Source organism: Paenibacillus turicensis (genome assembly GCF_050461185.1).
Taxonomy (GTDB): Bacteria; Bacillota; Bacilli; order Paenibacillales; family Paenibacillaceae; genus Fontibacillus; species Fontibacillus turicensis_A.
The window spans coordinates 43,305-63,240 of record NZ_JBCMOR010000011.1 but is presented as its reverse complement, the minus strand read 5'-3'; the positions used below and the strand labels follow the sequence as shown (position 1 = coordinate 63,240).

Annotated in this window: 22 protein-coding genes; 21 read left to right on the top strand and 1 reads right to left on the bottom strand. The window is 40.5% G+C overall.

Annotated features, from left to right (window positions below):
• Window positions 1-213: 213 nt before the first annotated feature.
• From ABE099_RS16155 to pssA, 7 genes are all read left to right on the top strand, one after another.
• Complete coding sequence (locus ABE099_RS16155; RefSeq protein ID WP_210091047.1) at window positions 214-672, top strand: CtsR family transcriptional regulator; 459 nt, start codon at window positions 214-216, stop codon at window positions 670-672.
• A gap of 27 nt (window positions 673-699) precedes the next feature.
• On the top strand, window positions 700-1,233 hold the full coding sequence (locus ABE099_RS16150; protein ID WP_430032113.1) for a UvrB/UvrC motif-containing protein: 534 nt from the start codon (window positions 700-702) through the stop codon (window positions 1,231-1,233).
• Between the two features lie 3 nt (window positions 1,234-1,236).
• Window positions 1,237-2,295: a protein arginine kinase gene (locus ABE099_RS16145; protein WP_430032112.1), complete on the top strand. Its 1,059-nt coding sequence runs from the start codon at window positions 1,237-1,239 to the stop codon at window positions 2,293-2,295.
• Between the two features lie 89 nt (window positions 2,296-2,384).
• Window positions 2,385-4,829, top strand: a complete 2,445-nt coding sequence (gene clpC / locus ABE099_RS16140; RefSeq protein ID WP_430032111.1) for an ATP-dependent protease ATP-binding subunit ClpC — start codon at window positions 2,385-2,387, stop codon at window positions 4,827-4,829.
• A 219-nt stretch (window positions 4,830-5,048) separates the two neighbouring features.
• Window positions 5,049-6,416, top strand: coding sequence for a DNA repair protein RadA (gene radA, locus ABE099_RS16135; RefSeq protein WP_430032110.1), 1,368 nt, complete (start codon window positions 5,049-5,051; stop codon window positions 6,414-6,416).
• A 14-nt stretch (window positions 6,417-6,430) separates the two neighbouring features.
• A complete protein-coding gene (gene disA, locus ABE099_RS16130; RefSeq protein ID WP_210091042.1) occupies window positions 6,431-7,507 on the top strand; it encodes a DNA integrity scanning diadenylate cyclase DisA in 1,077 nt (358 codons plus the stop codon).
• A 46-nt stretch (window positions 7,508-7,553) separates the two neighbouring features.
• Entirely contained in the window at window positions 7,554-8,282 is a 729-nt protein-coding gene (gene pssA / locus ABE099_RS16125) for a CDP-diacylglycerol--serine O-phosphatidyltransferase (RefSeq protein ID WP_430032109.1), read from the top strand.
• 87 nt (window positions 8,283-8,369) lie between these two features.
• On the opposite strand, the gene ABE099_RS16120 is transcribed toward pssA, so the two are convergent.
• Window positions 8,370-8,765, bottom strand: a complete 396-nt coding sequence (locus ABE099_RS16120; RefSeq protein WP_210091041.1) for a DUF1573 domain-containing protein — start codon at window positions 8,763-8,765, stop codon at window positions 8,370-8,372.
• A 173-nt stretch (window positions 8,766-8,938) separates the two neighbouring features.
• Here ABE099_RS16120 and ABE099_RS16115 point away from each other — a divergent pair, with 173 nt between their 5' ends.
• The 14 genes from ABE099_RS16115 (at window position 8,939) to rplK (ending at window position 19,843) form a co-directional block, all read left to right on the top strand.
• On the top strand, window positions 8,939-10,021 hold the full coding sequence (locus ABE099_RS16115; RefSeq protein ID WP_430032108.1) for a PIN/TRAM domain-containing protein: 1,083 nt from the start codon (window positions 8,939-8,941) through the stop codon (window positions 10,019-10,021).
• Window positions 10,022-10,117: 96 nt separating this feature from the next.
• On the top strand, window positions 10,118-10,840 hold the full coding sequence (gene ispD / locus ABE099_RS16110) for a 2-C-methyl-D-erythritol 4-phosphate cytidylyltransferase (RefSeq protein ID WP_430032107.1): 723 nt from the start codon (window positions 10,118-10,120) through the stop codon (window positions 10,838-10,840).
• Window positions 10,833-11,306 (top strand): 2-C-methyl-D-erythritol 2,4-cyclodiphosphate synthase, encoded by a 474-nt coding sequence (ispF, locus tag ABE099_RS16105; RefSeq protein WP_430032106.1) that lies wholly within the window; start codon window positions 10,833-10,835, stop codon window positions 11,304-11,306. Before ispD ends, ispF begins: the two co-directional genes overlap by 8 nt.
• Window positions 11,307-11,428: 122 nt before the next feature.
• Entirely contained in the window at window positions 11,429-12,889 is a 1,461-nt protein-coding gene (gltX, locus tag ABE099_RS16100) for a glutamate--tRNA ligase (protein ID WP_430032105.1), read from the top strand.
• A gap of 477 nt (window positions 12,890-13,366) precedes the next feature.
• A complete protein-coding gene (gene cysE / locus ABE099_RS16095) occupies window positions 13,367-14,026 on the top strand; it encodes a serine O-acetyltransferase (RefSeq protein WP_430032104.1) in 660 nt (219 codons plus the stop codon).
• A 61-nt stretch (window positions 14,027-14,087) separates the two neighbouring features.
• On the top strand, window positions 14,088-15,491 hold the full coding sequence (cysS, locus tag ABE099_RS16090; protein ID WP_430032119.1) for a cysteine--tRNA ligase: 1,404 nt from the start codon (window positions 14,088-14,090) through the stop codon (window positions 15,489-15,491).
• Window positions 15,492-15,517: 26 nt separating this feature from the next.
• The gene (locus tag ABE099_RS16085; protein WP_430032118.1) at window positions 15,518-15,979 is read left to right on the top strand and encodes a Mini-ribonuclease 3; all 462 of its coding nucleotides are present in this window, start codon (window positions 15,518-15,520) and stop codon (window positions 15,977-15,979) included.
• A gap of 74 nt (window positions 15,980-16,053) precedes the next feature.
• Window positions 16,054-16,809: a 23S rRNA (guanosine(2251)-2'-O)-methyltransferase RlmB gene (gene rlmB, locus ABE099_RS16080; RefSeq protein WP_430032117.1), complete on the top strand. Its 756-nt coding sequence runs from the start codon at window positions 16,054-16,056 to the stop codon at window positions 16,807-16,809.
• A gap of 4 nt (window positions 16,810-16,813) precedes the next feature.
• Window positions 16,814-17,335, top strand: a complete 522-nt coding sequence (locus ABE099_RS16075; RefSeq protein WP_430032103.1) for an NYN domain-containing protein — start codon at window positions 16,814-16,816, stop codon at window positions 17,333-17,335.
• Window positions 17,336-17,501: 166 nt separating this feature from the next.
• Complete coding sequence (gene sigH, locus ABE099_RS16070; RefSeq protein WP_210091032.1) at window positions 17,502-18,152, top strand: RNA polymerase sporulation sigma factor SigH; 651 nt, start codon at window positions 17,502-17,504, stop codon at window positions 18,150-18,152.
• 277 nt (window positions 18,153-18,429) lie between these two features.
• Window positions 18,430-18,579, top strand: a complete 150-nt coding sequence (gene rpmG, locus ABE099_RS16065) for a 50S ribosomal protein L33 (protein ID WP_071784256.1) — start codon at window positions 18,430-18,432, stop codon at window positions 18,577-18,579.
• A 21-nt stretch (window positions 18,580-18,600) separates the two neighbouring features.
• Window positions 18,601-18,792, top strand: a complete 192-nt coding sequence (gene secE, locus ABE099_RS16060) for a preprotein translocase subunit SecE (RefSeq protein ID WP_210091031.1) — start codon at window positions 18,601-18,603, stop codon at window positions 18,790-18,792.
• Window positions 18,793-18,815: 23 nt separating this feature from the next.
• Complete coding sequence (gene nusG, locus ABE099_RS16055; protein WP_210091030.1) at window positions 18,816-19,349, top strand: transcription termination/antitermination protein NusG; 534 nt, start codon at window positions 18,816-18,818, stop codon at window positions 19,347-19,349.
• Between the two features lie 68 nt (window positions 19,350-19,417).
• Complete coding sequence (gene rplK / locus ABE099_RS16050) at window positions 19,418-19,843, top strand: 50S ribosomal protein L11 (RefSeq protein WP_210091029.1); 426 nt, start codon at window positions 19,418-19,420, stop codon at window positions 19,841-19,843.
• The last annotated feature ends 93 nt before the right edge of the window (window positions 19,844-19,936 follow it).

The following is a 19,936-nucleotide window of genomic DNA, read 5'->3' as shown; positions in this document are numbered from 1 at the left end:
CACTGCCGATCATCCGGTGGTGTTTTTTTTTTGTGTGTTTACATCTAAAGTTATATATTTGCTTTTACCGAATATTTTTGGGGAAGTCGGTTTACACTGTTTAGTGATGAAGCTCTTGGCAAATAAAAAAATTATGCTATAATATGATTAAAGTCAAAGAAAGTCAAAGTCAGGCAGGCGGGTCCAAAAAGTTAAAGTATTGGAGGATGGATGATGCGTAATATCTCCGATGTTATTGAAAAATATCTAAAGAGTATTTTGCATGAGAGTCCTGAGGGAACCGTAGAAATTCAGCGAAATGATCTGGCTGACCAATTTTCATGTGTTCCATCCCAGATTAACTACGTCATTAGTACAAGGTTTACTTTGGAAAAGGGATATTTAGTGGAAAGTAAACGAGGTGGTGGTGGTTATATTAGAATTAGGAAGGTTGAGCTTCCTGGACCAACGACACTGCATACTCATTTACATCAGACCATTGGTGATGAAATTGGTCAGACAGCCGCAGAAGGCTTAATATATCAGCTTGTGGAAGCTCGCTTTTTGAGCAGGCGTGAGGCAGCATTAATGACTGCCGTAGTGTCCAGAGAAGTCCTGATGGTTAATTTACCCTATAGGGACCAGATTCGTGCCAGAATGATGAAGGCAATGCTAATCTCTTTATTAAATTAAAGAGCGAAGTCGAGGAGGGATTCTCTTATGTTATGTCAAGAATGTGGAAAACGGCCAGCAACACTGCATTTCACAAAGATTGTAAATGGTGAAAAAACAGAGTTTAGATTTTGTGAGGACTGTGCTCGTGAAAAAGGAGAAGTGATTCCTGGAACATCAGGTGGGTTTTCAATTCATAACCTCCTGTCGGGTTTTCTTGACTTTAATCCAAATGGGCTTGGACAAAAGAGCAGTCATTCCCACCCGCAAAATTTGCGTTGTGAAGCATGTGGTTTAACCTATGCTCAATTCAGTAAAATTGGTCGTTTTGGATGTAGCTCCTGTTATAAATATTTTAATAATCACTTAGATCCGCTGTTTAAACGAGTGCATGGGAATACTGTCCATGTTGGTAAAATACCTAAACGTGCTGGCAAGCATATTCAAACCAAGCGTAAAATTGAGGATTTGAGACAAACATTACAAAATCGCATCCAACAGGAAGAATTTGAGGAAGCAGCGGCAATTCGAGATCAAATCCGTGAGCTTGAGAAGAATATTTCGACGGAGCAGGAGGGATAAGTGATGACAAATATCAAGTTTACTGAGCAGCCTTTAAGTGAGTGGATGAGTCGTGAAGGTCATGAGTCAAATATCGTCATTAGCAGTAGAGTAAGAATTGCTCGTAATTTGTCTGATCATCCATTTCCGATGCTTGCTACTAACCAGCAATTAGAAAATATTTTGAACCAACTTCAAGACGTGTTGCAAGACTCCCGTGTTGAAGCTTATGGAAAATTATATCCTGTCCATTTAGATGAACTTGATGAGCTTGATAAAAGGGTACTTGTAGAAAAGCATTTAATTAGCCCTAATCTTGCTAATGATGCTAAGCATGGAGCCGTTTTTATTAGTGAGGATGAGAGCCTCAGTATTATGGTTAATGAAGAAGATCATCTAAGAATTCAATGTTTGTATCCTGGTTTTCAAATTCAAGAAGCATGGGATCGTGCATCTGAAATAGATGATGTGTTTGAGGATCATGTAAACTATGCCTTTGATGATCATCGTGGTTTCCTAACAAGCTGTCCAACAAATGTCGGAACTGGACTACGTGCATCAGTGATGATGCATTTACCAGCACTTGTTTTGACAGGGCAAATTAATCGTATTTTATCTGCAGTCTCCCAAGTTGGCTTAACGGTTCGTGGGATTTATGGAGAAGGCAGTGAAGCGATGGGAAACTTGTTTCAAATCTCAAATCAGATTACACTAGGACAAAACGAAGATGAGATCATTGAAAATTTATATGGTGTTGTCTTACAAATAATCGAGCATGAAAAGGCAGCTAGAGAATCTTTGCTAAATGAATCTCGCCTTCGGATGACCGATCGTGTGATGCGATCTTATGGTATATTATCACATGCAGCTATTATCGAATCGAAGGAGGCAGCTCAACGCCTATCTGATGTTCGGTTAGGTGTAGATCTTGGTTTAATTGATCACCTCAGTCCTAAGGTGCTTAATGAATTAAATGTGATGACCCAGCCGGGTTTTTTACAGAAGCTATATCATGAAAATATGGCACCTAGTGAACGAGATATGTATCGAGCAAAGCTGATTCGAGAAAAAATGAACAATTAAATAACTCTAACTTGAATTAAATTATAGTTGTATAGTTGCTTTAAGTGGGTTATTTACAATTGAGTGAACAATTATGGAGGTGTAGGAGTATGATGTTTGGAAGATTTACAGAACGTGCGCAAAAGGTGTTGGCTTTAGCTCAAGAGGAAGCAGTGAGACTAGGTCATAACAATATTGGTACTGAGCATATTTTGTTAGGACTTATTCGTGAAGGGGAAGGTATTGCGGCTAAGGCACTAACAGGTCTTGGGCTTGGACTTGAGAAAATTCAGGATGAGGTTGAAACGTTAATTGGACGTGGTCAAGAACAGCCTTCAAGTATCGCTTATACACCTCGTGCCAAAAAGGTAATTGAATTATCGATGGATGAAGCACGTAAGCTTGGTCACACTTATGTAGGTACTGAACATATTTTGCTTGGACTTATTCGTGAAGGCGAAGGCGTGGCAGCACGTGTACTAAATAACTTAGGTATTAGCTTAAATAAAGCGCGTCAACAAGTATTACAATTGCTTGGTAGCAGTGAAGTTATCTCTAGTCATCATGGGACACAAACCAATGTAAATACGCCTACGCTTGACAGTCTTGCTCGTGATTTGACCGTGTCTGCGAAGGAAGGGAATCTTGATCCTGTAATCGGCAGAAGTAAAGAAATTGAACGTGTAATTCAAGTGTTAAGTCGTCGTACTAAAAATAATCCAGTCCTTATCGGTGAGCCTGGAGTTGGTAAAACAGCAATTGCCGAAGGTTTAGCGCAAAAAATTATTAATAATGAAATACCTGAAACTTTACGTGATAAACGTGTAATGACACTAGATATGGGCTCTGTCGTTGCAGGTACTAAATATCGTGGTGAATTTGAAGATCGTTTGAAAAAAATTATGGATGAAATACGCCAAGCGGGTAACATCATTTTGTTCATTGATGAGCTGCATACGCTCATTGGTGCAGGTGGCGCGGAGGGGGCAATCGATGCCTCTAACATCTTGAAGCCTGCATTAGCACGTGGTGAATTACAATGTATTGGTGCAACAACTTTAGATGAGTATCGCAAATATATTGAGAAGGATGCTGCATTAGAGCGTCGTTTCCAGCCTATTACTGTAGATCAACCTTCTGTCGAAGAGGCGATTCAAATTTTACATGGTCTACGTGATCGCTATGAAGCACACCACCGTGTGAAAATTACGGATGAGGCGATTGAGCAGGCAGTAAAATTGTCTGATCGTTATATTACAGACCGTTTCTTGCCTGATAAAGCAATCGATCTTATTGACGAAGCAGGCTCTAAGGTAAGATTACATTCCTATACAGCACCACCTAATTTGAAAGAATTAGAAAGTCGCTTAGAAGATATCCGTAAGGAAAAGGATGCTGCGGTACAAAGCCAAGAATTTGAAAAGGCAGCAGCCCTTCGAGACACAGAACAAAAGATTCGTGAAGAATTAGATGTGACTAAAAACCAATGGAAAGAAAAACAAGGAAGAACAGATTCTGAGGTTACACCAGAGGACATTGCACATGTTGTGGCAATCTGGACTGGAATACCAGTTAACAAGCTTAAGGAAGAAGAAACAGAACGTTTGTTGAATATGGAAGGTATTTTACATGAACGTGTAATTGGTCAAGAGGAAGCAGTTAAGGCAGTGAGTCGTGCGATCCGTCGTGCTCGTGCTGGTCTCAAAGATCCTAAACGCCCAATGGGCTCCTTCATCTTCTTAGGTCCAACTGGGGTTGGTAAAACAGAGCTTGCTCGTGCACTTGCTGAAGCGATGTTTGGCGATGAAAATGCTGTTGTTCGTATCGATATGTCTGAATATATGGAGAAGCACTCTACAGCACGTTTAGTTGGAGCGCCTCCAGGATATGTTGGATATGAAGAGGGCGGCCAATTAACTGAAAAAGTACGCCGTAAACCGTATTCTGTTGTTCTTTTAGATGAAATTGAAAAAGCACATCCTGAAGTATTCAATATTTTATTGCAGGTGCTTGAAGATGGACGCTTAACAGATTCTAAGGGGCGTGTCGTTGACTTCCGTAACACATTAATTATTTTGACTTCCAATGTTGGGGCAGAAGCGATTAAACGTAACACACGTCTTGGTTTTACTGCCGTTAATGACACCAAAGGTGATTATGATGATATGAAGGGTAAGGTAATGGAAGAATTGAAGCGTAGCTTCCGTCCAGAGTTCCTTAACCGGATTGACGAAACGATCGTATTCCACTCCTTAGGTGAAACTCATATTGGGCAAATTGTTAGCTTGATGTCAGAAGAGCTTCGTAAACGTCTGCAAGAATACGATGTTGATTTCATTTTGACAGATAAAGCGAAGGCATTTCTTGCAAAAGAGGGCTTTGATCCAGCTTATGGTGCACGTCCCTTACGTCGTGCGATTCAGAAGCATATTGAAGACCGTTTATCTGAAGAATTACTCACAGGAACTGTGAAAAAAGGTGATTTACTCACGATTGATGAAGAGGACGGTAAATTATCTGTAGTCAAAACTGGGGAATACACTAAAAACGCTTAACATTTCATAGCATTTAGCCGTTAATAATAGGGATAGCATCTCGGAAAATTTTTCCGTTTGCTGTCCCTTTTGTTGTAAAGTAGGATGCATTTGTAAAAAACTTTACGTTAAATCTTAAACAATGGTACACTTTGATTGTTATTATATAAGTAAACTAAAAATGTCACATGTTGATAGACTTTATATGACAAATTTTGCTTATATGGCAAGGAGAGACAAATGGCAAAGCTAAAAGTGAAGTTTTTGTGCTCCGAGTGTGGATATGAATCGCCAAAATGGTATGGTAAATGCCCAGGGTGCGGAACTTGGAACTCGATGAATGAGGAGACAGAAAAAATAATTAAAACGAAAGGCTTTTCTCAAGGAATTTCCAAGAGTAAAGAAAAACCCCTTTCCATCATAAATATAGAGAGTGGCAAAGAACCTCGAATTCAAACAGGGATTGGAGAATTAAATCGGGTGCTTGGTGGTGGCGTTGTGCCAGGTTCACTTATTTTAGTTGGTGGAGATCCCGGTATTGGAAAGTCTACGCTCTTATTGCAAACCTCACATGAAATGGCAGCGACAGGACGTAAAGTATTATATATTTCTGGAGAGGAATCGGCTCGTCAGACTAAACTTCGGGCGGAGCGGTTAGGTGCATTATCCCCAGAGCTATACGTTTTATGTGAAAGCAGTATGGATGAGATCGAGGAAGCCATTGACCAACTACAACCTGACTTTTTAGTTATCGATTCTATTCAGACGGTTTATTTGTCAGAGGTTGCTAGCGCACCAGGAAGTGTGTCACAGGTTAGAGAATGTACAGCTCGTTTTATGCGAATTGCGAAAGGGCAAGGCATTGCAACTGTACTTGTGGGACATGTTACAAAAGAAGGTGCGATAGCAGGCCCACGACTTTTAGAACATATGGTGGATTGTGTGTTATATTTTGAAGGAGAACGTCATCATTCCTATCGCTTGCTCCGAGCGGTTAAAAACCGTTTTGGTTCAACAAATGAGATGGGGATTTTCGAAATGAATGAAGGTGGACTTGTAGAAGTTCCGAATCCTTCACAATTGTTCCTTTCTGAACGTCCTTTGGGCGTGGCAGGCTCCACGGTTGTGGCAAGCATGGAGGGAACCAGACCTATGCTTGTAGAACTACAGGCATTAATTGCTTCTACGCATTTCCCTTCACCACGAAGAATGGCGACCGGCGTAGATCATCATCGGATGGGCTTAATTATTGCGGTACTTGAAAAGAGGATGGGAATGTTCCTCCAAAATCAAGATGCTTATGTCAACCTCGCTGGTGGTGTGAAATTAGATGAACCCGCAGTTGATCTAGCTATAGCAGTTAGCATCGCTTCGAGCTTTCGGGATATTCCGACGAAGCCATATGACGTTATTTTTGGCGAAGTAGGATTAACTGGGGAGGTTAGAGCTGTTGCAAGAGCTGAGCAACGAGTGCGTGAGGCGGCTAAGCTTGGTTTTAAAAGAGTGATATTACCAGAAAAAAGTCTAAAGGGCTGGCAAGGTCCAAAGGATATACAATTAATAGGGATAAATACCGTTGCAGATGCGTTAGCTGTTGCGTTAGATTAGGGGGTTACTCATAGATGAAGGAAAGTAATCAATTAGAAAAAATGAATGATTTACTTAGGCTTGTAGCACCAGGTACTGCTTTTCGGGATGGACTAGAAAATGTGCTACGTGCTAAAACTGGAGGACTTATTGTTGTGGGTTATAGTCCTGAAGTGATGGAGGTCGTGGAAGGCGGATTTTCCATCAACTGCGATTTTTCACCCAATTACTTATACGAATTAGCTAAAATGGATGGTGGAATTATACTAAGTGAGGATTTAAAGCGGATTTTATATGCAAATGCGCAGCTTATTCCGGATTCCTCAATTGCTTCGTCTGAAACTGGAATTCGTCATAGAACAGCTGAACGTGTTGCTAAGCAAACAGGCAAGCTCGTCGTATCCATTTCCCAGCGTAGAAATATTATTACCTTGTATCAAGGATCAATCCGATATTCGCTTAAAGAAATTGGTGTTATTTTGACGAAGGCGAATCAAGCGATTCAGACGTTGGAGAAGTATAGAGCTGTTCTAAATCAAGCATTAACGAATTTAACTGCCTCTGAATTTGAGGAGCTAGTAACTGTTCCCGAGCTAGCTAATGTCATTCAACGGATTGAAATGGTGATTCGGATTAAGCTGGAGATCAAACGTTTTATTACAGAGCTTGGAACAGAAGGCCGATTAATTAGTATGCAGATGGAAGAATTAGTGAGTAACATGGAGGAAGAAGCATGGCTTTTGTATAAGGATTATGCAAAAGAAGACAATGATGACATTATACGCGAGCTTATTTTAGGACTGAAGCGTTCAAGTGATGATGAGCTGTTAGATGTTAATCATATTGTCCGTCTACTTGGCTATCCTTCCTCAATGGCGACGTCTGAAGAATTAATATCACCAAGAGGTTATCGTGTACTGAACAAAATTCCTCGTTTGCCAAATGTGATCATTCATAATTTAGTGGAGAGATTTCGTCAGTTCCCTGAAGTGCTTAGAGCTTCAATTGAACAATTAGATGAGGTTGATGGCATAGGGGAAGTACGGGCGCGTACAATAAAAGAAGGTTTGAAACGAATTCAAGAGCAGGTATTCATTGACAGACAAATCTAAATCTCCTACAATCAATGGATGGTAACTATGAAACAGAGGTGAAATGATGATTACAAAATCAATTCCGAACCTGTTTACCTTAGGTAACTTGTTTCTCGGAATGTTAGCCATCATGTTGGCGTTAGACGGCAAGTATAGCTTAGCCGCCATCATGGTAATTGTCGCTATGTTGCTTGATGGACTAGATGGTCAGGCAGCGCGTGCATTAAATTGTTCAAGTGAATTTGGAAAAGAATTGGATTCTTTATCAGATGTCATCTCATTTGGTGTTGCTCCAGCGATTATTATGTATATTATTGCTTTTAACGATGTGCCTCATGGCCTTTCTTGGATTGTGACAGCTATTTTCCCGATGTGTGGTGCTTTAAGATTAGCGCGCTTTAATGTTCGTAAAGGGATACCTGGATACTTTGTGGGCTTGCCCATTCCAGCGGCTGGTGGTGTATTGGCTACGTTATCCTTATTTCATAAAGATATTAGTTTTCCGTATTTTATGATTGCAATGCTATTATTGTCCTATCTTATGGTTAGCTCAGTGAAATATCCTAATTTTAAGAAGCATGGCTTACCTAAAAAGGCTTTAGTTTATGCTCCTTTTGTCATTATTTTTGCGATTGCAATTGCGGTAATGTTTCCAGATCAGCTCTCAAAATTGATTTTTATTCCGCTTGTTATTTATGCTTTATATGGCTTAAAGCAAAACGTTGATAAGCTTCTTCGCCGCAACAAAGGCCATGATGAGGATTCCGAGGAAAGCTTTGGATCAAGACATTAATTTTGATTGTATAAAAAAGTAAATGCACTGCACTCTTTGAATTATTCAAGAGGCAGTGCATTTTTTATTTCATAAGGTAAACCTGCATTAAGATAAATTGAATAATCCTAATGTTGAACACTTTTGCGACTCATGCTCGACAACCTTGTCCATATCAATGCCAAGTGAGTTACATAATGCAGACAAATAAAATAAATTGCGGCCAAGCTGATTCGTGATTGCATCTAAGCAATTTTCACATAACTCACCTTGGATGTGCTGAAGTGTAATTTCCTTCGCCTGCTGTAAATCGATTTCAGCATCAAAATGTTGCTTAGTGGCGTGTAGTTCTATACATCCACACTCCGTGACGGCTTTAGTGACAGAGCGAACGACAGCAGCATTAGTTTGACTTGTTTTGGATAATATATCCAATATGCTGCGGTGACGGAGCAATAATTCAGATACTTGTTCTTGAAAAGATTGAAGACTTGATGTACTCATTTTTCCATCCACCTCAATATTAGAATTGCATTCATTATATGCCAGTTATTGTCTATGAATCAACTTGGAATTTTACCGATTTTAAATAAAAACTTTATTTGACCCGATTATATAGCCAAAAACTGGACAATACTGGATAAAGAATAAATGTAAATTAGGAGGTGAAATGAGATATGAAAAGAAATATGTTCTTTTTTATTGGTTTGTGTGGTGCTTGGTTTGGCTATAGTATGGGTGGTGTTTTAACCTCTTTTCCTAATCTCCTTTCAACATGGATGGATGGGATGAGCGGGCTGCTGCAAAGTATTGTATTTGCCGTTGTGGGAGCATTGGCATTTTTATTTTTGTTCTCAATTAGTGCAGAAGCGTGCAACAAGGTTATTTCAAAATGGGTAAACATGCTCAGTTCAATCCCAATGAATGTGATGGTATTGGGGGGGATAGGACTAGCAAGTGGGATTTTAATGTCATTTATTTTTTATCCTGCATTAAGCTGGTTGGGAGAGATGTCCAGTTTCGTTAAAATGGCCACATCGTTATTGTTTGGTTATTTAGGGTTAAAAGTGTGCTTGGAGAAAAAGGAAGAGATCGCATCGTTATGGAAGTCTGGAAAATGGAACAGCGATGTCTCTGAGGAGCGCCTACTAGAGGAGCATAAAATTTTGGACACAAGTGTAATTATTGATGGTAGAATCGCAGACATTTGTAAAACTGGCTTTATTGAAGGCACAATTGTAATCCCTCAATTTGTATTAGAGGAATTACAGCATATTGCTGACTCCTCTGATCTGCTTAAGCGCAATCGTGGGCGTAGAGGTCTAGACATATTAAATCGGATTCAGAAGGAATTGGATATTCAAGTTTTAATCTATGAAGGGGATTTCGAAGAAATCTCTGAGGTGGACAGCAAGCTAGTGAAGTTAGCAAAATTACTACAAGGTAAAGTTGTCACCAATGACTTTAATCTTAATAAAGTATGTGAGCTTCAAGGTGTTTCTGTGCTCAATATTAATGATTTAGCTAATGCAGTTAAACCAGTAGTACTGCCTGGAGAAGAAATTTTAGTTCAGGTCATCAAGGATGGGAAAGAAAATGGACAAGGTGTAGCCTATTTAGATGATGGGACTATGATTGTTGTTGAAGGTGGCAGAGATTACATCGGTATGTTTACTGAAGTATTAGTGACAAGTGTATTACAGACTTCTGCAGGTAGAATGATCTTTGCCAAACCAAAACTGTTGGAAAAAGCCCAGTAAATTAGGTATGATGAATATAACTCGTACCTTGATCACACTAAATATTATGTAGGAGCTAAGATCAAGGAACTAATTTTACGTAGGCAAGGCAGGGATATGAAAGTGACGGATGGAAATCAAGAGGTTGGTGTCATTATCGTTGCAGCTGGACGAGGGACTCGTATGGGAACTAAGGAAAGCAAGCAATATTTGATGCTTAAATCTAAGCCAATCATTGTGCATACGTTAGAAAAATTTCATCAGCATCCTTTAATTTCACAAATCGTGTTAGTGACAGGTAAGGCAGATATAGCGCGATGTGAAAGCTGGATTAAACAATATGGATTACAGGACAACGTTCAAGTTGTTGAGGGCGGTAATGAACGTCAGCATTCGGTATACCAAGGCTTGCGAGCAATTAGCACGCCTTGGGTATTAGTGCATGATGGAGTCCGCCCTTTTGTTGCGGATGAACATATAACATCCTGTTTCGTCACTGCGAAGGAATATGGTGCGGCTGTGCTTGCTGTTCCAGTTAAAGATACGATTAAACAAGTGAACGAGCACGGCGAGGTCATTGGCACACCTAAGCGAGAGAGCTTATGGGCGATTCAGACCCCTCAGGCATTTAGAGCTAGTGATTTAGCCAGGGCACATGAGAAAGCAAGCTTAGAAGGCTTTGTAGGCACGGATGATGCGATGCTGATTGAGAGGTTAGGGATGCAGGTGAAGGTGGTGGAGGGTGATTATAGTAATGTGAAGATCACGACACCAGATGATTTGATTTATGCGGAGTTTATCACATCGAGAAATAATAAGGGGGAGCTTACGAATGATTAGAGTGGGACAAGGTTTTGATGTCCATCAGCTTGTGGAAGATAGGCCATGTATTGTTGGGGGAGTAACCATTCCATTTGAAAAAGGTTTACTTGGACATTCGGATGCAGATGTTTTGTTACATACGATTTCAGATGCGATTTTAGGTGCACTAGGTCTGGGGGATATTGGTCGTCATTTTCCAGATACCGATCCTGAATTTAAGGATGCAGACAGCCTGGAACTGCTTAAGCAGGTGTGGAATATGGCGAAGGCGAAAGAGATGTCTTTAGGGAATTTAGATGCAACAATTATTGCACAGCGTCCAAAGATGGCGCCCTACATTCCACAAATGGTTACGATTATAGCGACTGCATTAGAGGCAGAGGAATCCCAAATTAATATCAAAGCTACCACAACTGAGAAGCTAGGTTTTACAGGTAGAGAAGAAGGTATTGCAGCTCAATGTGTCGTATTGCTTCAAAGTTAATTACTTTATTTCGTGTTATTAATTACGGTTATCTTGAAATTTTAATATGAATTTACGCATGGATTTGTAATGGCACTTGTTTTAATATATAAGAATATAACCTTTTTTGGGAGGCAATCGTTATGTCAGAAGTCAGAGTTCGTTACGCTCCGAGTCCAACAGGACATTTACATATCGGTAACGCAAGAACTGCTTTATTTAACTATTTATTTGCAAAACATCATGGTGGAAAATTTATCGTCCGTATTGAAGATACAGATGTGAAGCGTAATGTTGCTGGCGGGGAAGAAAGTCAATTCAAATATATGAAATGGCTAGGTATTGAATGGGATGAGAGTGTGGATGTGGGTGGAGACTATGGACCTTATCGCCAGACAGAACGTCTAGATATTTACAAGGAATATTGGCAGGATTTATTGGATCGAGGCTTAGCCTACCGTTGTTATTGTACAGAGCAGGAATTGGAACAGGAGCGCGAGGAGCAGATGGCTCGTGGTGAAACGCCACGTTATTCTGGCAAGCATCGTGACCTTACGCCAGAGCAATGTGCTGCTTTTGAAGCAGAAGGACGTGTACCAAGTATTCGATTCCGCGTACCTGATTCACGTACCTACACCTTTGATGATCTTGTAAAGGGACAAATTTCTTTTGAATCCGAAGTCAGTGGCGATTTTGTTATCGTTAAAAAGGATGGAATTCCAACGTATAACTTCGCTGTAGCCTTGGATGACCATTTGATGAAAATTTCTCATGTGCTTCGTGGAGAAGATCACATTTCCAATACGCCACGTCAGCTAATGATTTATGAAGCCTTTGGCTGGGAGCCGCCAATTTTTGGACATATGACCTTGATTGTAGGCGAAAATCACAAAAAGTTAAGTAAACGTGATGAGACGGTAATTCAGTTTATCGAGCAATATGACGAACTGGGTTATTTACCAGAAGCATTATTTAACTTTATTGCATTGCTAGGTTGGTCTCCTACTGGTGAAGAGGAGTTCTTTACGAAAGAGGAGCTAATTTCTATTTTTGATGCAAATCGTTTGTCAAAAAGCCCAGCATTATTTGATAAAAATAAGCTTGCTCATATTAACAATCATTATATTAAATCAGCGGATACAGAACGGGTGGCAAAGCTGGCTGTTCCTCATTTACAAAAAGCAGGGAAAATTTCATCAGAGCTTACAGAGACTCAATTTGCTTGGGTTAAAGAATTAGTAGCTTTATATCAAGAGCAATTAACGGCTGCCTCCGATATTGTAGCTTTATCAGAAAGCTTTTTCCAGACAGAGGTAACTGTAGATGAAGAGGGAGCGGCAGTGCTTGCTGAGCCACAAGTGGCAACAGTACTAGAAGCCTTTTTAAACAAGCTAGTCGCGCTTGAATCATTCACACCTGAGCTTATTGCAGCAGCAATTAAAGAAGTGCAAAAAGAAACGGGTGTAAAAGGAAAAGGCTTATTTATGCCAATTCGTGTAGCGATTACAGGTGAAATGCATGGACGTGATTTGAATCGTACAATTTATTTGATTGGACAAGAAGCTGTAATTGCAAGATTAAAAGAACGAATCGCTGCGAATTAATCAGCCACAGAATTGACATTTAACCTTGTCAGTATAGCGTCATTCGGTTAAGATTAGATCACGATTATTACACGTTAAATATAGCTAGAAATATATTATTCAAAATGCAGGGATCGAAAGAAGTAAGCTTTAACTTTTCATAAACCAGAGAGGATAAACGAAAGCAAAATAATTTGCTTGGGGTGGAAGTTATCCATATGGAAGCAGGCTGAAATGCATTCGGGAGCAGCGGGATTGAGCGTATGTTATAAATACGGGTAGATCTCGACGTAGAATGTCCACGTTACGGCATGTAAGATGGGATGATGGGTACGGTATTAGATGATTAGATCTAATGATCGTCATTATCCAAGCAGAGTGGAACCGCGTAACTACGTCTCTGCAGCCAAAAGCTGCAGGGGCGTTTTTTTATACTCATCACTATAGATAGTTAAAGGTTGACAACAACGAAATGGCAAGCGATGGAGGAGGGGCAATATGTTTGATACAATCAAATCGGACGTTAGGGCGGTGTTTGACAATGATCCTGCGGCAAGAAGTCGGTTTGAGGTTATCTTTACTTATTCAGGCCTACATGCCATATGGAGTCACCGTATCGCTCATACTTTTTATAATCGAGGCTGGTTTACACTAGCACGTATCATTTCGCAAATGAACCGTTTTTTTACGGGAATTGAAATTCATCCTGGGGCGCGAATCGGAAAGAGGCTCTTTATCGATCACGGTATGGGGGTTGTTATCGGGGAAACCTGTGAAATTGGTGACGATGTCGTTATTTATCAAGGGGTTACATTAGGCGGAAGTGGCAAAGAAAAAGGAAAACGTCACCCGACAATTGGTAATAATGTAGTTATCGGCTCTGGTGCAAAAATTTTAGGCTCCTTCAAGGTGGGGGATCAATGTAATATTGGTGCTAATTCAGTAGTGCTTAGAGAAGTTCCAGATGGAAGTACAGTGGTTGGCATTCCAGGCAAGGTAGTACGTTTAGGTGGAAAACGGTTAGATCGCTTAAACCATCAGCTCCCTGACCCTGTTGTTGATGTGATGCAAATGATGGAGCAGGAAATTAAGGAGTTAAAGCAAGAGGTCTCTACCCTAAAAGAAAAGCTAGATACTGAAAATAAATCTGATGAGTAAGCTTGAGTTGAGAAAATTCAACACTGGATTTAATGATTTAATTCAAGAAAGGATTGTGGATATGAGTATATCTATTTATAACACATTAACAAGGAAAAAAGAGGAGTTTGTGAGTCAACAGCCAGGTAAGGTGAAAATGTACGTTTGCGGACCTACCGTTTATGGTTATTTGCATATTGGGAATGCAAGACCAATGATTTTCTTTGATATCGTTCGTAACTATTTGGAGAACCAAAATTATGAGGTTAATTATGTTGTAAATTTTACAGATGTAGACGACAAGCTAATTCGTAAAGCAAATGAGATGGGAACAACCGTGAATGAAGTGGCTGAAACGTTTATTCAAGCTTACTTTGACGATTTAGCTGGTCTAGGCATCCCGATGGCGTCATCTAATCCGCGTGTTACACAGTACATGCCGCTTATTATTGACTTTATTGCTGAGCTAGAACAAAAGGGATATGCCTATGAAAACGGTGGCGATGTATTTTTTAGAACAAGCAAATATGAGCAATACGGACAGTTGTCAGGTCAAAAGATGGATGAACTTCAATTTGGTATTCGAGTAGAAGTAGATGAGCGCAAGGAAAACCCAGAGGATTTTGTATTATGGAAAGCAGCGAAGCCGGAAGAAATTGCTTGGGAAAGTCCATGGGGAGCAGGTCGCCCTGGCTGGCATATTGAATGCTCTGCTATGTCTAGACACTTATTAGGTGATACGATTGATATTCATGGAGGAGGCCAGGATTTAAAGTTCCCACACCATGAATGTGAATGCGCCCAATCTACCGCTTTAACCAACAAGCCATTAGCGAACTATTGGATGCACAATGGATTTATAAACTTTGATGGCGAAAAAATGTCGAAATCACTCGGAAACGGGGTATTAATTAAAAATTTAAGAGCGAATTATTCGCGTGAAGCAATACGTTATTTTATGTTATCTACCTATTATCGCAATGCCTCTAACTTCTCCGATGAGGTGATGGAGCAAGCAGAACGTAGTGTAGAACGTTTAAATCTAGCGATCACTAACCTACGTCACCGTATTGGTATGACGGAGTCAAATGTAGCTGAGGTTACACCTAGCTGGCAAGAGAAGTTGAATGCGATTCACCATAACTTTCATGAGAAAATGCAGGATGATTTCAACACTCCAGATGCAATCACAGTGATGTTTGAATGGGTTGGCGAGGTTAATGTATTGCTACAGCAAAACGAAGTAAGCTTGGCTGATTTACAGGCAGCGGAGACATTGTTTAATGAAATGAACAGTGTACTACGTATTGCTGATGCTAAGGAGCAAGGGATTTTAGATGAGGAAATTGAGGCGCTTATTGCTGAACGAGTAGAAGCTAGAACATCTAAAAACTGGGCACGAGCAGATGAAATCCGTGACTTATTGGCAGCACAAGGAATTGTGCTCGAGGATACAGCCCAAGGAATGAGATGGCGCAGGAAATGAGTAATGAACAGGGTGAAAATGTAGATATGCCACAAAATCAAGAAACGCAAGGTGAGCAGACTTCTGAGAAGAGTAAGCTCTGGTTCCCTCAGTTGCCTGCTAAAAAACCTAATCTTATGCCGCCATTAGCTTTGGCGTATATTGGAGATGCTGTGTATGAGGTGGCAGTTCGACAATATGTGTTGTCTAAGCCGAACCTACGTCCACATCATATGCATTTGCAATCCACTAAGTATGTGTCAGCCAAGGCACAAGCGCAGGTGTTAGTTAGCATTGAACAAGATTTAGTTGATGATGAAAAAAATATCGTTAGACAGGGGCGTAATGCGAAGTCGGGTACAATCCCCAAAAATGCGAATGTTTCTGATTACCGCTATGCCACTGCGTTAGAAAGCTTAATAGGGTATTTGTATTTTATGGGCCGGCATGATCGCATGAGAGCATTGATAGCGCTTGGCCTTGAACGGATAGATCAAAAGGAAAACTAAAGACAATTAGCGTTACAACTAAAAAGTAGGAGAGGAACATCGTAAGCGTAGGTTACGGTGAATAGGTGAACGTGATGGATGAACAAGAATGGATTGGTGGCAAGCATTCAGTGCTTGAAGCGTTAAGAGCAGGGCGAACGATTAATAAAATTTGGGTAGCTGAGGGAGCACAAAAGCATTTAACAGCCCCTATTTTGGCGGAGTCTAAAAAACAAGGCATTGTCATACAGACAGTAGACAAACGTAAACTTGATCAACTTGTACCTGGTCTTCAGCATCAAGGTATTGTTGCCCAAGCGGCACCCTATGCGTATGTGGAGGTGGATGAGTTACTCGGCAGAGCCAAGGAAAAAAATGAACCGCCTTTTCTCCTTATTTTAGATGAGATCGAGGATCCTCATAATTTAGGTTCTATTCTTCGAACCGCAGAATGTACAGGTGTTCATGGAGTAATTATTCCCAAGCGTAGGTCTGCAAGTATTACTGCAACAGTGTCCAAAACCTCTGCAGGTGCGGTAGAATATGTTCCCGTGGCTAGAGTGACAAATTTGGCTCAGTGTATCGATGACCTGAAGGAAGCGGGGGTATGGATTGTAGGTACAGACGTTGCAGCTAAAGGGGAAATCTACGATCGTGAGGCTGACGTTTTAAATGGAGCAGTGGGGATCGTTATTGGTAATGAAAATAAAGGCATGGGTCGTTTGATTTCGCAAAAATGTGATGTGCTGCTTAAGTTACCAATGGCGGGGAAACTCAATTCGTTAAATGCTTCTGTTGCGGCTGGTGTAGTGATGTATGAAGTGCTTCGCAGACGCAGTATAGAAGGATAATTACATGCGCCAGAAGCGCGATGTGCTGCTCGTAGATGGCTACAATATGATCGGTGGTTGGGCTGAGCTATCCGAATTATCAAAAATTAGCCTGCAGGAAGCACGTGATAAGCTCCTAGAACGTTTAGCAGATTATCAGGCCTATGCAGGTCTGCGAATTATTGTGGTGTTTGATGCTTACCGTGTCCCTGGATTAGGAAAAGCATTTTTGCAAAATCAAGTTGAGGTATACTTTACAAAAGAGAAAGAAACCGCAGATGAATGCATTGAACGTTTAGTAGGTGATCTAGCTGTAAGAGGTAGACAAATCTATGTTGCAACGAGTGATTTGGTAGAGCAACATGTCATATTTGGCCAAGGCGCCTTAAGATTGTCCGCGCGAGAATTGCTAATAAATGTCGAGAACAGTGAGAAAGAAGTGCAAAAAAAAATTACTAATCGAAGCTTGGAATCTAAGCGTAATACACTTGATAATAAGCTTAGTCCTGAAGTTAGAGAACGCTTTGAGCGTTGGAGAAGGGAATAAAAGTATAAACCGTCGATATCCTCCCAATTGCCCTTGACAAAGTTCGACTTTACATCTTTTGGTACTTTTGTTGTTGACGCTAGTATGCCTAGTCATATATACTGTTCGTATTACTTTACTTGATCTAGGTGACGGGCACTGTGCGTTGCAACCGGAGGGATTTGTAGTGAGTGTCAACCTCGAAAAATGGATATGTTATGATTATGAGGTTCGAAGTGATGAAGAGATTGTCGAAGCGGTTCGAGCTGGGGATAGCGAGGCTTTAGAATACTTAATTAATAAGTATCGAAGTTTTGTGCGTGCCAAGGCTAGATCTTATTTCCTAATTGGTGCTGATCGTGAAGATATTATCCAAGAAGGAATGATTGGGCTATATAAATCGATTCGTGACTTTCGTGGAGACAAGTTTTCTTCATTTAAAGGGTTTGCGGAACTATGTATAACACGTCAGATCATCACTGCGATTAAAACCGCAACAAGACAAAAACATATTCCTCTGAATTCTTATGTGTCTCTTGATAAACCAATTTATGATGAAGATTCAGATCGCACGTTGTTAGATATCATTTGTGGCTCTCAAGTATGTGATCCTGAAGAGTTGATCATTAATCAGGAAGAGTTCTCAGGATTAGAATATAAAATGACTGAGATTTTAAGTGATCTAGAACGTAAGGTGTTAATGTTATATCTGGACGGTCGTTCCTATCAAGAAATCGCTGTAGATCTCAAACGTCATGTGAAGTCAATCGATAATGCTCTACAACGAGTAAAACGGAAATTAGAGCGTTACTTAGAAGTGCGCGATATGGGAATTTAAGTAAAATATTATTATGAAACCGAAGGAGCTATTTTCCTTCGGTTTTGTTATTCCCTAGAGGCTGTAAGAGGAAGCATACTCGAAGGATGAAAGAATAAGGTTTATCCTGTAATTAAATGTGTTATACTGATGTATAGCGAATCTGGCAAAGCATCAAGTCTCGTTGACACAATGTATGCCGTTATGATAAAGTGTTTTAGGTAGGCCTAATTTATAGTTAATTAGGTCAATATAGAGACATCTCTAATGTGTAGAATGTCTTCGGGAGGTGCACATCATGCGGGTAATCATTACGTTGGCTTGTACGAACTGCAAACAAAGAAACTACACGACAACTAAAAACAAGCGTAACCACCCCGACCGCATGGAGATGAAGAAATTTTGCAAGTTCTGTAACGAGCAAGTTCCTCATCGCGAAACCAGATAGTCTTTGGAGGTGTAAGTGCGCATGAAACGAGGTTTCAAGTCGTTGTTTTCTTTTTTCTCCGAAAGCTGGGCTGAGCTTAAAAAGGTTCGCTGGCCTAATCGTAAAGAATTGACGAATTACACTTTAGTTGTAGTTGGTACTATTCTGGTTGTTACCATTTACTTTTGGGTTCTTGACATCGGTATTTCCGCTGTAATCGAACGGATAATTTAAGAAGGGTCCTTAGGTGGCTTGATATGGAAAAAAGATGGTACGTCGTTCATACCTACTCAGGGTATGAGAACAAGGTCAAAGCCAATTTGGAGAAACGCGTTGAGTCTATGGGCATGGAAGACAAGATATTCCGCGTTCTTGTTCCTATGGAAGAAGAAGTGGTAAACAAAGACGGCAAGAAGAAAACTGTTATGCGCAAAGTTTACCCTGGATATGTCTTGGTGGAAATGGTTCAGACTGATGATTCTTGGTATGTTGTACGCAATACACCAGGAGTTACGGGTTTTGTTGGCTCTACAGGGGCAGGTTCTAAACCTACTGCATTGTTGCCAGAAGAAGTGGAACAAATTCTTCAGCACATGGGTATGGATGAGCCGAAGCCGGTTGTTGAGTTTGAAATTAACGAATCCGTGCGTATCAAAGTTGGTCCGTTTGCTAATTTTGTAGGCGCAATAGAAGAAATATTGGTCGACAAAAGTAAGCTAAGAGTTATCGTTAATATGTTTGGACGAGAAACCCCAGTTGAGTTGGATTACAACCAAGTGGAGAAAATTTAGGTTTCTTGGGTTTTAAAGTGGGAGGATTTCGGTCCGTTAACCACTACTAGTGCAAGGAGGTGTCTTACATGGCGAAGAAAGTAATTAAAGTTGTTAAATTGCAAATTCCTGCAGGTAAAGCAAACCCTGCGCCTCCGGTAGGTCCAGCATTGGGTCAAGCAGGTGTCAACATCATGGCATTCTGTAAAGAGTTTAATGCGCGTACTGCCGATCAGGCTGGTTTAATCATTCCGGTTGAAATTTCAGTATTTGAAGATCGTTCTTTTACCTTCATTACTAAAACTCCTCCGGCTGCCGTTCTCCTTCGTGTTGCTGCGAAGATCGAGAAAGGATCTGGTGAACCAAACAAGAAAAAAGTTGCTACAGTTAATCGCGACGTTGTTCGTCAAATCGCTGAGCAAAAAATGCCTGACCTAAACGCAGCTTCTGTTGAAGCAGCTATGCGTATGGTTGAAGGTACTGCTCGTAGCATGGGCATTACAATCCAAGACTAATCTTGGGACTGGCTGGTTGGAACTTGCTGGTTGTCAGTTAAACAATCAGGCCTTAGGTGGGAGGATTTTCCGCTAAGACCACACAGGAGGAAA